Source organism: Ramlibacter sp. WS9 (assembly GCF_003797765.1).
In the GTDB taxonomy this organism is placed as follows: domain Bacteria; phylum Pseudomonadota; class Gammaproteobacteria; order Burkholderiales; family Burkholderiaceae_C; genus Ramlibacter.
Genome location: NZ_RKMB01000001.1, coordinates 208,807 through 221,713, shown reverse-complemented (window position 1 = coordinate 221,713; position 12,907 = coordinate 208,807). Strand labels below are relative to the sequence as shown.

The window sequence follows — 12,907 nt, the reverse complement described above, 5'->3', positions numbered from 1 at the left end:
ACTGACGGCACCCTCCCCCAACCCCTCCCGCCAAGCGGGAGGGACAGCGGCTCCAAGGAGCCGCCAATCGAAAGGGACGCGCGATGCGCTCCTTTCGATTGGTAAAGGCAAGCAATGGAAAAACCCAACATCGTCTTGAACGTCAACGGCATCGAGGTCATCTACAACCATGTGATCCTCGTGCTCAAGGGCGTCTCGCTGCAGGTGCCCGAAGGCGGCATCGTGGCCATCCTGGGCGGCAACGGCGCGGGAAAGACCACGACGCTGCGCGCCGTTTCCAACCTGCTCAAGGGCGAGCGCGGCGCCGTGACCAAGGGCTCGATCGAGCTGCGCGGCGAGCGCATCGAGAACCTTTCGCCCGCCGACCTGGTGCAGCGCGGCGTGGTGCAGGTGATGGAAGGCCGGCACTGCTTCGCCCACCTGACGATCGAAGAGAACCTGCTGACCGGCGCGTACACGCGCAAAGGCAAGGGTGAAGTCGCGGCCAGCCTCGACAAGGTCTACGCCTACTTCCCACGCCTCAAGCAGCGACGCACGTCGCAGGCCGCGTACACCTCGGGCGGCGAGCAGCAGATGTGCGCCATTGGCCGCGCGCTGATGGCCAACCCCACGATGGTGTTGCTGGACGAACCCTCGATGGGCCTGGCACCGCAGATCGTGCAAGAGGTGTTCGAGATCGTGAAGGACCTGAACACCAAGGAGAAAGTCACCTTCCTCCTCGCCGAGCAGAACACCAACATGGCGCTGAAGTATTCCGACTACGGCTACATCATGGAGAGCGGCCGTGTGGTGATGGACGGCCCGGCGGCCGAGCTGGCCACCAATGAAGACGTCAAGGAGTTCTACCTGGGCGTGGGCGGCGGCGAGCGCAAGAGCTTCCGCGACGTCAAAAGCTACAAGCGTCGCAAGCGTTGGCTGGCGTGATGACCCACCCCCGAAGCGCCTTCGGCGCCTCCCCCTCAAGGGGGCGCCTCCAGCGGCCCGGCGAAGCCGGTTCCGCGGTGGCCCCCGATCAAACCCGGAACCTTCGATGATGGACTATTTCGACGCGCTGGAAGGCCGCGATCCCGCCGCGCGGGAAGCCGCGCTGATGGCGGCGCTGCCGCAGCAGGTTGCGCACGCGCAGACCAATGCCCCCGCGTTCACGCAGATCCTGGCGGGCGTGGATGCCGACAGCATCACGTCGCGCGAGGCATTGGCGCGGCTGCCGGTGACGCGCAAGCATGAACTGCTGGAGCGCCAGAAGGCGGTGCGGGCGAGCGACCCGTTCGGCGGCTTCTCGGCGCTGGTGCGCGGGCCCAAGATGCCGCGGGTCTACGCCTCGCCCGGGCCGATCTACGAACCCGAGGGCAGCGGCAAAGACTACTGGCGCATGGGACGGGCGATGTACGCGGCGGGTTTCCGCAGTGGCGAGCTGGTGCACAACGCCTTCAGCTACCACATGACGCCTGGCGCCTTCCTGATGGAATCGGGTGCGTGGGCCGTGGGCTGCACGGTCTTTCCTGCCGGCACCGGGCAGACCGAACAACAGCTGCAGGCGATGGCCGAGCTGAAGCCCGACGCTTACGTGGGCACGCCGAGCTTCCTGCGCATCCTGCTGGAAAAAGCCCAGGAGGCCAGCACCGATGTCGCGAGCATGCGCAAGGCCATGACCGGCGGCGAGGCGCTGCCGCCCAGCCTGCGAGCATGGTTCGGCGAGCGCGGCGTCACTGTGTACCAGAGCTACGCCACGGCCGACCTCGGCTTGATCGCGTACGAAACCGCGAGCCTGGAGGGCATGGTGCTGGACGAAGGCATCATCGTGGAAATCGTGCGGCCCGGCACCGGCGATCCGGTGCCTGAAGGCGAGGTCGGCGAGGTTGTTGTCACCACGCTCAGCCCTGGCTACCCGCTTGTCCGCTTCGGCACCGGCGACCTGTCTGCACTGCTGCCGGGCCGGTGCCCGACGGGCCGCACCAACACCCGCATCAAGGGCTGGCTCGGCCGCGCCGACCAGACCACCAAGATCCGCGGCATGTTCGTGCACCCGGCCCAGGTGGCCGACATCGCACGGCGCTTCCCTGAAGTCATCAAGGCGCGGCTGGTGGTCAGCGGCGAGATGGCCAACGACGTGATGACGCTCAAGGTCGAGGCCGCATCCGCGCCGCAAGACCTGCACGCGCGCATCGGTGAAGCCATCCGCGACGTGACCAAGCTGCGCGGCGACGTGCAACTGCTGCAGCCGGGCTCCCTGCCTAACGACGGCAAGGTGATCGAGGACGCGCGCAGCTACAAATAGTTGACCCGGGTCAAATTCCGCTCAGCTAGGGCTTCCCCGAGGGCGGCGGTACGTATTTCCCGTGATGGCAAGCGCACGGGCCGCGCCTACGATTCAGGGGTTCCACCAAGGAGACCCTACCCATGAAACAAATCCTCAAGACCCTCACGCCCGTCGCCCTGCTCGCGCTGGCGGCCTTCGGCGCCCACGCGCAGGGCTACCCTGCCGCAGGCAAAGTCGTCACCATCGTCGTGCCGTTCTCGGCCGGCGGCCCCACCGACCGCGTGGCGCGCGACCTCGCCGAAGCCATGCGCAAGCCTATGGGCGGTGCGACGATCGTGGTCGACAATGCTGCGGGCGCCGGCGGTTCCATCGGCGCCAACAAGGTCGCCAAGGCCAACCCGGACGGCTACACGCTGCTGATGCATCACATCGGCATGGCCACCATGCCCACGCTGGTCCGCAACATCCCGTTCAAGGTCGACAGCGACTTCGAATACCTGGGCCTCGTCAATGAAGTGCCGATGACCCTCATCGGCCGTCCCACGCTGGAAGCCGGCAACTACAAGTCGCTCATGTCCTGGATCGACAAGAACAAGGGCAAGATCAACCTGGGCAACGCGGGCGTGGGCTCGGCCTCGCATCTGTGCGGCCTCCTGTTCCAAAACGCGCTCAAGGTCGACATGACCCCGGTGCCGTACAAGGGCACCGGCCCGGCCATGACCGACCTGATCGGTGGCCAGATCGACCTGATGTGCGACCAGACCACCAACACCACCAGCCAGATCGAGGCCAAGAAGGTGCAGGCCTATGCCGTGACCACCTCCAAACGCCTGCCGACGCCGGCCCTGAAAGACCTGCCGACGCTGCAGGAGTCGGGCCTGGCGAATTTCCAGGTCACCATCTGGCACGGCCTGTACGCACCGAAGGGCACGCCCGCCGACGTGCAGAAGAAGCTGAACGACGCCCTCAAGGCGGCCCTGAAGGATCCGGACTTCATCAAGAAGCAGGAAGGCCTGGGCGCCATCGTCGTGGCCGACAAACGCGTCGACGCAGCTGAACACAAGAAGTTCGTCGCGGCCGAGATCACCAAGTGGAGCCCCATCATCAAGGCCGCCGGCGTCTACGCCGATTAACTGGCTCCCCCCCGAAGCGGCCTGCGGCCGCCTCCCCCTCAGGGGGCGCCACCAGCGGCCCGGCAAAGCCGGTTCCGCGGTGACCCCCCACATGGCACCTGTTTTCGTTCGATTGATGGCATCATCAATCGGGTCGATGAAGCACCAAAACAGGAGACTTGCTGTGACTAGTTTTTCCCAACCCAATCGTCGTCTCGTCCTCGAGGCGCTCGCATCGGCCGCAGGGCTCGCTGTGCTGCCGGTCCGCGCACAAAGCGGCTGGCCCAACAAGCCCGTGCGCATCGTCGTTCCGTTCGCGGCCGGCGGCACCACCGACATCCTGGCGCGCGCGATCGCGCCCGAGTTGTCGAAGGCATTCGGCCAGCAGTTCATCGTCGACAACCGCGCCGGCGCGGGCGGCAACGTCGGCGCCGAGATCGTGGCCAAGTCGCCCGCCGACGGCTACACGCTGCTGATGGGAACGGTGGGCACGCACGGTATCAACCGCGCGCTATACGAGAAGATGCCCTACGACCCGATCAAGGACTTCGCGCCCGTCACCCTGGTGGCCGGCGTGCCCAACGTGATGGTGATGCAGACCGAGAAAGCGCGCACCCTGGGCATCAACAACGTGGCCGACTTCGTCAAGTACGCCAAGGCGCACCCGGGCAAAGTCAACATGGCCTCGAGCGGCAACGGCACGTCGATCCACCTGGCCGGCGAGCTGTTCAAGAGCATGACCGGCACCTACATGGTCCACTTTCCGTACCGCGGCTCCGGCCCGGCGCTGCTGGACATGGTGGGCGGCACCATGGACGTGATGTTCGACAACCTGCCCTCGTCGATGCCGCAGATCAAGGCAGGCAAACTCAAGGCGCTGGCCGTCACCAGCCGCCAGCGATCGGCGGCCATGCCCGACGTCCCGACAATCGAGGAGGCCGCGAGCATCAAGGGCTTTGACGCCACCTCATGGTTCGGCCTGCTGGCGCCCGCCGGCACGCCCGCCGACATCGTCAACCGCATCCAGCAGGAAGTCGCGAAGTCGCTGAACACGCCGGCCATCAAGGAAAAGATGCTTGCGCAAGGCGCAATCCCCAGCGGCAACACCCCCGCCGAGTTCGCGCGCCACATTGACGCGGAACACAAGAAGTGGGCGCAGGTGGTGAAAGTGTCGGGCGCGAAGGTGGACTGAGATCGCATCCCCGCAGGGGAACCTGCCGTACGAAACAACGTGCAGGGCGGCTCCCTATCAAAAAACGCGGCTTTGCCGCGTTTTTTGCATCTGATCAAACCACATTGAAAACGCGCAGCATTTTCAATGTGAATGGTTATACGCCCCAGACGATCTCGGCGTTGGCCTGCTGGCAGCGGCGCAGCATGTCGACGAAAGGCACGGCGCGCTGGCGCAATGACACGCCCTCGAACTTGGGCGGCACTTCGCCCTTGGCCTTGGCTTCGTCTGTCATGGCCTTCTGATCCGCCTCCTCCTTCGCGATGGCTGCTTCCAGCGCTGAGATGGCGGCCGGCATTTCCCCGGGCTGGATGATGCCTTTGGGACCGGCATCCTTGCCGACGATCTCCAGCACGCGGCGGCCGTTGGGCTCGAGCATGATGACGTCGCCGGCGGCCTTGGACTTGAATTTGTAGAGCATCTAGGACGGGCTGTACATATAGCCCCGGTTGAAGGGATAGGGCGATTGTGCTCCCGGCAGCTCGCCCGCGTGCAGCTCGCCGGTCGGCCGCGTCGCCAGAATCTGGTGCAGGCCGATCCAGCCTTGCTCGAACGTCATGGCGCAGCCCGCGAGATAGAGCCGGTAGGCGCGCAACACCTTCTGCGCGTCCGGCGCATTGCCGGTGGTCTCGAGCACCCGCTGCGCTTCATCCAGCCGCGACTCCAGCGCGTCCGACCAGGCCCACAGCGTGCGCCCGTAATGCGGCCGCAGGTTTTCGGTGTCGACCATCTCCAGCCCCGCCGCGGCCAGGTCGCGCAGCAAGTGGCTGATGTGCAGCAACTCGCCGCCCGGGAAGATGTACTTTTCGATGAAGTCGCCCATGCCCGCGCCCAATTGGCTGGGCACGATGCTGTCGGCCGTGATGCCGTGGTTCATCACGAGGCCGCCGGGCTTGAGCAGCCGGTGGATCTTGGCGAAATACGTGGGCATGTTGGCCTGTCCCACGTGTTCGAACATCCCCACCGACGCGATCTTGTCGAAGCCTTCGTCTTCGCGCAGCTCGCGGTAATCGCGCAGCTCCATCTTCACGCGGCCGGCCAGGCCTTTGCTTTCGATCAACCGCTGCACGTGCGCATGCTGGTTCTTCGACAGCGTGATGCCCGTCGCGTCGACGCCGTAGTTCTCGGCCGCCCACATCAAGAGCCCGCCCCAGCCGGCACCGATGTCCAGGAAGCGCTCGCCGGGCTCGAGCATCAGCTTGCGGCAGATGTGGTCGAGCTTGGCCTCTTGCGCCTGCGCGAGCGACATGCCTGTCTCGCGGAAGTAGGCGCACGAATAGACGCGCCGGGGATCGAGCCAGAGCGCGTAGAAATCGTCCGAGACGTCGTAGTGGAACTGGATCTGCCGCGCGTCCTTCTGCGGCGAGTGCAGCGACAGCGACTTCGCGCGGCGCAGCAACTGCGTCCACCACCCCGTGTCGCTGGCCACGGGCGTGCCGGGCAGCAGGCGCGCCGCGACAGCCATCAGGTCGCGCATGCGCCCATCGAGCTGCACCCGGCTTTCGACGAAGTCCTCGGCCATGCGGCCGATCTGGCCAGCCGCCATGCTCGCGAGGGCCGACCAGTCCCTGAAGGACAGCGTGACGGCCGCAGCCGGCGGGCCGACACGCTGGCCCTTCGGCAGCTGCACCGCAGTCGGCACCGGCAAGCCGGCGAGCTGTGACTCGATCTTGCGCAGGAGTGTGTCCATCCGCAAATTCTTGCCAAGTTTTGGCTCTTCCGTCAACGCCTGGGCCTGTAGGACAGGGGCCCTTTCATCTCGGCGGTGGGCTTCCGGCGCGATCGGCCTTGCGGGGCAACACAGCGGGGCAACACGGGTTGACACCGTTTCGTTTAGGCTTAAACTATTTAGACGATGATGCCTAGGATCCCGGCCATGGACATGGAAGCCCGCGCCCACAGCGAACACCCGGAGGCGCTGCGCCTCTGGCTGCGCCTGCTCACCTGCACCCAGATCGTGGAGAAACAGGTGCGCAGCCAGTTGCGCGAGCGCTTCGACACCACCCTGCCCCGCTTCGACCTGATGGCGCAGCTCGAGCGGGCCCCCGACGGGCTGAAGATGAACGAGCTGTCGCGCCGCATGATGGTCACCGGCGGCAACGTGACCGGCATCACCGACCAGCTGGTGGCCGAAGGCCTGGTGGACCGTGTCGACGTCGAGGGCGACCGGCGTGCCTACCGCGTGCGGCTGACGCCGAAAGGCCGCAAACTGTTTCACGACATGGCGCACCAGCATGAGAGCTGGATCGTGGACGCGTTCGCCGGCCTTTCCGAGAAGGACATCGCCACCCTGCACAAGCTGCTCGGCAAAGTGAAGGACCACGCGCAGTCGCGGGCCGATGCGGCGGCGTGAACGCGGGGGAGAAGCACGCGATGTCCGCCCAGCAAGACCGCTTCGTCCATGACCGGCTGCCACCGCGCGAGGCCTGGCCCCAACTGCGCTACGACTTTCCCGAACTTCAGTTTTCAGGACGCCTGAACCTGGTCGAGGAGCTGCTGGACAAGGCGCCGGCCAAGGGTTGGGGTGACCGGCCGCTGCTGCGATCGAGCAGGATCACCCTGAGCTATGCCGAGGTACGCGAGCGGGTCGACCGCATCTGCCGCGTCTTGACCGAAGACCTCGGCCTGGTGCCCGGCAACCGGGTGCTGCTGCGCGGCGGCAACTCGGTGGCGATGGCGCTGGCCTGGCTGGCCGTCACCAAGGCCGGGCTGGTCGCGGTGGCCACCATGCCCTTGCTGCGCGCGCTCGAGCTCGGCGACATCATCGACAAGGCGCAGCCCGTGGCGGCGCTGTGCGACATCAAGCTGCTGGACGAGCTCGAGGTGGCGCGGCGCGATCACACCGCCCTGCGTACGGTCGTGCCGTTCAACACGCTGGACGCGCCGGGATCTCTCGCCGTGCTGTCCGCGCAGAAGAAAGGCGGCTTCGCGCCCTGCCCCACGGACGCCGACGACATCGCGATGATGGCCTTCACCTCGGGCACCACGGGCAAGCCCAAGGCGGCCGTGCACACGCACCGCGACGTGATGGCAGCCTGCGAAGCCTGGCCGCGCCACACGCTGCGTGCAACACCCGACGACATCGTGGTGGGCTCGCCGCCGCTGGCGTTCACCTTCGGGCTGGGCGGCCTGCTCGTGTTCCCGATGTGGGCCGGCGCCAGCGTCTACTTCCCCGACGCACCTTACTCGCCCGAGAGCCTGGTGCGTACGATCAATGAAGTGGGTGCGACGATCTGCTACACCGCGCCGACGTTCTATCGCCAGATGGCGCCGTTCGCGCGCGAGCACGGCGTCGGCAAGCTGCGCATCAGCGTGAGCGCCGGCGAAGGCCTGCCCGACGCGACGCGTCAGCTGTGGAAGCAGGCCAGCGGCATCGAGATGCTGGACGGCATTGGCGCCACCGAGATGTTCCACATCTTCATCTCGTCGGCCGGCGCGGACATCCGGCCCGGTGCGATCGGCAAGGTGGTGCCCGGCTACACGGCGAAGGTGGTGGATGACGACGGCAACGAAGTGCCGCGCGGCACCATCGGCAAACTCGCCGTGATCGGGCCCACGGGCTGCAAATACATGGACGACCCCCGCCAGGCCAACTACGTGAAGGGCGGCTGGAACTATCCCGGCGATGCCTTCATGCAGGATGATGACGGCTACTTTTTCTACCAGGCCCGTGCCGACGACATGATCATCACGGCGGGTTACAACGTCGGCGGCCCCGAGGTGGAAGACGCCCTGCTGCGCCACCCGGCGGTGGCCGAATGCGGCGTGATTGGCAAACCGGATGAAGAACGCGGCATGATCGTCAAGGCCTTCTGCGTGCTCAAGCCCGGCCACACCGGCGACGCCGCGATGGCCAAGGCGCTGCAGGACCACGTGAAAGCCAGCATCGCACCGTTCAAGTACCCGCGCGAGATCGAGTTCGTCGCCAGCCTGCCGCGGACAGAGACGGGCAAACTGCAGCGGTTCAAGTTGCGGCAGTCGTGAATGCCGTAAGCGAGGCCGCACGCAATAACATGGAGTGCGGCCCCCTTTGAAAAAGGCCGGGTTTCCCGGCCTTTTTCAACTGATCGGCCACCAGCAAATCGCGCAGCGATTTGCTGGTGAATAATCCCCCGATGCCCGCTTATTCCTTCGAAGCCCTCGACGCACAGGGCGACACCCGCCGCGGCGTGATGGAAGCCGACACCGCCAAGGCGGTGCGCAGCCTGCTGCGGGCCCAGGCGCTGGTGCCGTTGGAAGTGGTACCGGTCAGCTCGGGCGTGGCCGCCAATGAGCAGAGCTTCGGCTGGAGCGATCGCGCATTCAGCCGCGCTGTCTTCAATTCGACGGGCCTTGCGATCTGGACGCGGCAACTCGCCGGGCTGGTCGGGTCCGGCCTGCCGCTCGAGCGCGCGCTCACGGCCCTGACGGACGAAACCGAGAACGAACGCGAACGCCATCTGGTCGCGGCACTGCGTGCTGAAGTCAACGCGGGCTCGTCGTTCGCGAAGGCCCTGGCGCGCTTCCCGCGCGAATTCCCCGACATCTTCATCGCCGTCGTCGGCGCCGGCGAGGCCAGCGGCAACCTGGGCCTGGTGCTGGACCGGCTGGCCGACGACCTGGAAGAGCGCCAGGCGCTGCAGGCCAAGCTGCTGGGCGCGGCGCTCTACCCGGCCATCGTCACCGTCATCGCGTTCGCGATTGTCATGTTCCTGGTGGCCTACGTCGTGCCGCAGGTCGCCAATGTTTTCGCGGGAACCAAGCGTTCGTTGCCTTTCCTCACCGTCGCGATGCTGGCCGTCAGCGCCGGGGTGCGCAACTGGTGGTGGCTGGCCGCCACGGTGGCCATAGCGGGTACCGTGACCTTGCGGCTGGCCCTGCGAAACAGCGCCACGCGCGAGCGCTTCGACGCCGCCTGGCTCAAATTGCCGCTGGTGGGCCGGCTCTCGCGCGGCTACAACGCAGCGCGCTTCGCCAGCACGCTGGCCATGCTCGCCGGTGCGGGCGTGCCCATCCTCAAGGCGCTGCAAGCCGCCGCCGAAACATTGAGCAACCGCGCGATGCGGGCCGACGCGATGGACGCTCTCGTGCTGGTGCGCGAAGGCGCGCCACTCGCATCCGCCATCGCGCAGAAGAAGCGCTTCCCCGGCCTGCTGCCGATGTTCGCTCGGCTGGGCGAGCAGACGGGCCAATTGCCGGTGATGCTGCAACGCGCCGCCAACCAGCTCGGCGCCGAAGTGCAGCGCCGCGCGGTGCAGCTGGCCACGATCTTGGAGCCGCTGTTGATCGTGGCGATGGGTTTGGTTGTGATGTTGATCGTGCTGGCGGTGCTCCTGCCGATCATCCAGCTGAATCAATTCGTGAAGTAGCAAGATGGCTGTCTCGCTCGACGACAAGCTGGTGGTCGCGATCTCTTCGCGGGCCTTGTTCAACCTCGAAGAGGAGAACAAGGTCTACGAATCCGGCGACCCCCAGGCCTACATGAAGCTGCAGTTCGAGCGCATGGACCTCCCGGCCGGGCCGGGCATCGCGTTCTCGCTCATCAAGAAGCTGCTGGCGTTCAACGACACGGCGACGCAACGCGTCGAGGTGGTGATCCTTTCGCGCAATGACCCGGTGTCGGGCATGCGCATCTTCCGCTCGGGGCTGGCCAACGAGATCCGTCTGCAGCGCGGCGTGTTCACGCAAGGCCGCTCGCCCTTCCGCTACCTGCGTCCGCTGGGCGCGCACCTGTTTCTTTCGGCCAATGCGGAAGACGTGAAGGAAGCATTGGCGGCGGGCTTTCCGGCCGCGCGAGTGCTCACCGAATCCGTGCTCGCCGGCAACAACTATCCGAACGAAGTGCGCATTGCGTTCGACGGCGACGCGGTGCTGTTCTCGGACGAAGCCGAGCGCGTGTTCCAGTCCGAAGGACTGGACGCGTTCCAGCAGCATGAATCGAGCAAGGCCACGCAGCCGTTGCCCGAGGGCCCGTTCAAGCCGCTGCTGGTGGCGCTGCACCGCATGCAGCAGGCGGGCACGCCCAAGATGCGGCTGCGCACCGCACTCGTCACGGCGCGCAGTGCACCGGCGCACGAACGCGCCATTCGCACCTTGATGAACTGGGACATCCGCGTGGACGAGGCGATGTTCCTGGGCGGCCTGCCCAAGGGCGAATTCCTGCGTGAGTTCGAGCCCGATTTCTTCTTCGACGACCAGACCGGCCACGTCGACCACGCCGCGCGCCATGTGCCGTCGGGGCATGTGGCGAGCGGCATCTCGAACGTGCCGCGGTAGCGCCGGGGCGCCCCAACGTGGGGGCTTAAATTCTGCCGCGCTACGATGGGCCTCCATTGCGAAGGACCCGTCCGGATGAACGCATCAGAAAAATTGGCGCTGGTGAAGTCCACCTCCAGGAAGATCTGGGACCTGACCACTCCCTACTTCAATTCGGAAGAAAAGTGGAAGGCGCGCGGCCTGTTGCTGGCCATTGTTCTGCTCAACTTCGCCTACGTCTACAACGCCGTTCTCTTCAATGACTGGCAGCGCACGTTCTTCGACGCGATAGAGAAACGCGATGCGGCGGAGTTCGGCGTGCAGCTGCTGCGCTGGCTCTACCTGGGCTTCGCATTCATCGTCATCGCTGTCTACAAGTTTTACCTGACCCAACTGCTCGAGTTGCGCTGGCGCACCTGGCTGACCAAGTACTACCTGCAGCGGTGGCTGTCGGACCAGGCCTTCTACCGGATGGAACTCGGACGATTTTCGAATCAAACCGGCGTGCCCGACAACCCCGACCAGCGCATCCAGGAAGATCTCGCCCAGTTCACCGACTTCACTTTGACGCTGACCATGGGCGCGCTCAATGCGCTGATCACGCTGTTCAGTTTTGTCGGCGTGTTGTGGGGCCTGTCCGGCGGCTTCGCTTTCAGTTTCGCCGGCTATGACATGCAACTGCACGGGTACATGGTCTGGGCCGCGGTGGGGTATTGTGTGATCGGCAGCGTCATTACTCACTACATCGGCCGCCCGCAAATCGCGCTGAACTTCCGGCAACAGCGGTATGAGGCCGACTTCCGCCACCACATGGTGCGTGTGCGCGAATACTGCGAGGCCATCGCACTCGACAAGGGCGAGAACGTCGAGCGCTTCCATCTGGACCGGCGGTTTCTCGCCGTGGCCACCAACTATCTGCAGTTGATCCGGGCGCGCAAGAACCTGGTCTGGTTCGCCAGCTTCTTCGGCCAGGCTGCGCTGGTGTTTCCCTATTTGGTGGCTGCACCGCGGTTTTTCGCGAACGCCATCACTTTCGGCCAACTGCAGCAGATCGCATCGGCGTTCGGCGAGGTCAACGACTCGCTGTCCTGATTCATCGACAATTACAACCGTCTGGCGATCTGGCGCGCCACCGCCGACCGCCTCACCAGCTTCGAGGAAAACGTCGTCGCGCAAACGCAGGCACAGCGGCCGGAAGTTGAAGCGAACGCAAGCGGGCTCGCGGCTCATGACCTCACGCTGCAATTGCCCACCGGCGCGACACTGCTGTCCGGTCTCTCGCTACGGGTCGCGTCCGGCGACTCCGTGTTGATCAAGGGCCCGTCCGGCAGTGGCAAGTCCACCCTGTTCCGCGCCTTCGCCGGCATCTGGCCTTTCGCGCAAGGCAAAGTGTCCCTGCCTGCCGACACGATGGCGATCCCGCAGAACCCGTATTTCCCGGACGGGCCCTTGCGTGATGCGCTGGCGTATCCCGAGCCCGCTGCGCGTTACAGCGATGAAGCGTTGCGCCAGGCGCTGGAAGAAGCGCTGCTTCCTCAGCTCGCGACGCGGCTGGACGACCAGGATGCGTGGAGCCAGAAGCTGTCAGGAGGGGAACGGCAGCGGCTGGCGCTCGCTCGCGTGTTTCTCAAGCAACCGGCTTGGGTTCTCGCCGACGAAGCGACCAGCGCACTGGATGAACCGGCGGAGCGCACGCTCTACCAGCGGCTCGCGGCGATGGTGAAGCGAAAAGGGGGCGCGATGGTGTCGATCGCACACCGGCCGGCGCTCGATGAATTTCATGCAAGGCGATGGGAGCTGGAGGCGGCGCGGGATGGTGGTGGCGCCGTCTATCGGCTTCGCGAAGGATAGACGGGCTGTCATGCCCGGACTCGATCCGGCACCCGTGTCTCGAGAGTGAACCGTGTGCGCCGCCATGGACGCCGGGTGGCGCGCGACGGTCGAATACCAGCAACGTCTCCCGGATCGGGGTGGTGGGGCGCTCTGCGCTGCGAAATAAAGGAGGAGGGAGCGGCTTGCCGCGACGGGGGACATTCGCAGCGCAGAGTGCCCCGCCGCCCCGATCCCGCA

Annotated in this window: 10 protein-coding genes and 1 pseudogene; 9 read left to right on the top strand and 2 right to left on the bottom strand. The window is 65.8% G+C overall.

Going from position 1 to position 12,907, the window contains the following annotated elements; translation table 11 throughout:
* Nucleotides 1–114 precede the first annotated feature (114 nt).
* The 4 genes from EEB15_RS01075 to EEB15_RS01060 all read left to right on the top strand — a co-directional run bounded on the left by EEB15_RS01075 (nt 115) and on the right by EEB15_RS01060 (nt 4,564).
* The gene (locus EEB15_RS01075; RefSeq protein WP_141507678.1) at nt 115–924 is read left to right on the top strand and encodes an ABC transporter ATP-binding protein; all 810 of its coding nucleotides are present in this window, start codon (nt 115–117) and stop codon (nt 922–924) included.
* 106 nt (nt 925–1,030) lie between these two features.
* Nucleotides 1,031–2,278 carry a phenylacetate--CoA ligase family protein gene (locus EEB15_RS01070; RefSeq protein WP_141507677.1) on the top strand — a complete coding sequence of 416 codons (1,248 nt, stop codon included), beginning with the start codon at nt 1,031–1,033 and terminating at the stop codon, nt 2,276–2,278.
* A gap of 122 nt (nt 2,279–2,400) precedes the next feature.
* Nucleotides 2,401–3,393 carry a tripartite tricarboxylate transporter substrate-binding protein gene (locus EEB15_RS01065; protein ID WP_141507676.1) on the top strand — a complete coding sequence of 331 codons (993 nt, stop codon included), beginning with the start codon at nt 2,401–2,403 and terminating at the stop codon, nt 3,391–3,393.
* Between the two features lie 136 nt (nt 3,394–3,529).
* The gene (locus EEB15_RS01060; protein WP_141507675.1) at nt 3,530–4,564 is read left to right on the top strand and encodes a tripartite tricarboxylate transporter substrate binding protein; all 1,035 of its coding nucleotides are present in this window, start codon (nt 3,530–3,532) and stop codon (nt 4,562–4,564) included.
* 136 nt (nt 4,565–4,700) lie between these two features.
* Here the strand turns inward: EEB15_RS01060 and EEB15_RS01055 are convergent, their stop codons facing one another.
* Together EEB15_RS01055 and EEB15_RS01050 are read right to left on the bottom strand one after the other, a co-directional pair.
* Nucleotides 4,701–5,024, bottom strand: coding sequence for a DUF1840 domain-containing protein (locus EEB15_RS01055; RefSeq protein WP_141507674.1), 324 nt, complete (start codon nt 5,022–5,024; stop codon nt 4,701–4,703).
* A complete protein-coding gene (locus EEB15_RS01050) occupies nt 5,025–6,293 on the bottom strand; it encodes a class I SAM-dependent methyltransferase (protein ID WP_141507673.1) in 1,269 nt (422 codons plus the stop codon).
* Between the two features lie 186 nt (nt 6,294–6,479).
* On the opposite strand from EEB15_RS01050, the gene EEB15_RS01045 reads away from it, so the two are divergent.
* The 5 genes and pseudogenes from EEB15_RS01045 (at nt 6,480) to EEB15_RS01025 (ending at nt 12,688) form a co-directional block, all read left to right on the top strand.
* Entirely contained in the window at nt 6,480–6,956 is a 477-nt protein-coding gene (locus EEB15_RS01045) for a MarR family winged helix-turn-helix transcriptional regulator (protein ID WP_141507672.1), read from the top strand.
* 20 nt (nt 6,957–6,976) lie between these two features.
* Nucleotides 6,977–8,587: an AMP-binding protein gene (locus EEB15_RS01040; RefSeq protein WP_141507671.1), complete on the top strand. Its 1,611-nt coding sequence runs from the start codon at nt 6,977–6,979 to the stop codon at nt 8,585–8,587.
* 131 nt (nt 8,588–8,718) lie between these two features.
* Nucleotides 8,719–9,951: a type II secretion system inner membrane protein GspF gene (gene gspF / locus EEB15_RS01035; protein WP_141507670.1), complete on the top strand. Its 1,233-nt coding sequence runs from the start codon at nt 8,719–8,721 to the stop codon at nt 9,949–9,951.
* Between the two features lie 4 nt (nt 9,952–9,955).
* The gene (locus EEB15_RS01030; protein ID WP_141507669.1) at nt 9,956–10,858 is read left to right on the top strand and encodes a 5'-nucleotidase; all 903 of its coding nucleotides are present in this window, start codon (nt 9,956–9,958) and stop codon (nt 10,856–10,858) included.
* Nucleotides 10,859–10,933: 75 nt separating this feature from the next.
* Nucleotides 10,934–12,688, top strand: a pseudogene (locus EEB15_RS01025) (ABC transporter ATP-binding protein/permease).
* Nucleotides 12,689–12,907: the final 219 nt, after the last annotated feature.

What these genes read in the sequence shown, in the direction of transcription:
- EEB15_RS01055 (WP_141507674.1), bottom strand. Translation starts at nt 5,024, where the DNA reads ATGCTCTACAAATTCAAGTCCAAGGCCGCCGGCGACGTCATCATGCTC.
- gspF (WP_141507670.1), top strand. Translation starts at nt 8,719, where the DNA reads ATGCCCGCTTATTCCTTCGAAGCCCTCGACGCACAGGGCGACACCCGC.
- EEB15_RS01065 (WP_141507676.1), top strand. Translation starts at nt 2,401, where the DNA reads ATGAAACAAATCCTCAAGACCCTCACGCCCGTCGCCCTGCTCGCGCTG.
- EEB15_RS01070 (WP_141507677.1), top strand. Translation starts at nt 1,031, where the DNA reads ATGATGGACTATTTCGACGCGCTGGAAGGCCGCGATCCCGCCGCGCGG.
- EEB15_RS01045 (WP_141507672.1), top strand. Translation starts at nt 6,480, where the DNA reads ATGGACATGGAAGCCCGCGCCCACAGCGAACACCCGGAGGCGCTGCGC.
- EEB15_RS01050 (WP_141507673.1), bottom strand. Translation starts at nt 6,293, where the DNA reads ATGGACACACTCCTGCGCAAGATCGAGTCACAGCTCGCCGGCTTGCCG.
- EEB15_RS01040 (WP_141507671.1), top strand. Translation starts at nt 6,977, where the DNA reads ATGTCCGCCCAGCAAGACCGCTTCGTCCATGACCGGCTGCCACCGCGC.
- EEB15_RS01060 (WP_141507675.1), top strand. Translation starts at nt 3,530, where the DNA reads ATGAAGCACCAAAACAGGAGACTTGCTGTGACTAGTTTTTCCCAACCC.
- EEB15_RS01075 (WP_141507678.1), top strand. Translation starts at nt 115, where the DNA reads ATGGAAAAACCCAACATCGTCTTGAACGTCAACGGCATCGAGGTCATC.
- EEB15_RS01030 (WP_141507669.1), top strand. Translation starts at nt 9,956, where the DNA reads ATGGCTGTCTCGCTCGACGACAAGCTGGTGGTCGCGATCTCTTCGCGG.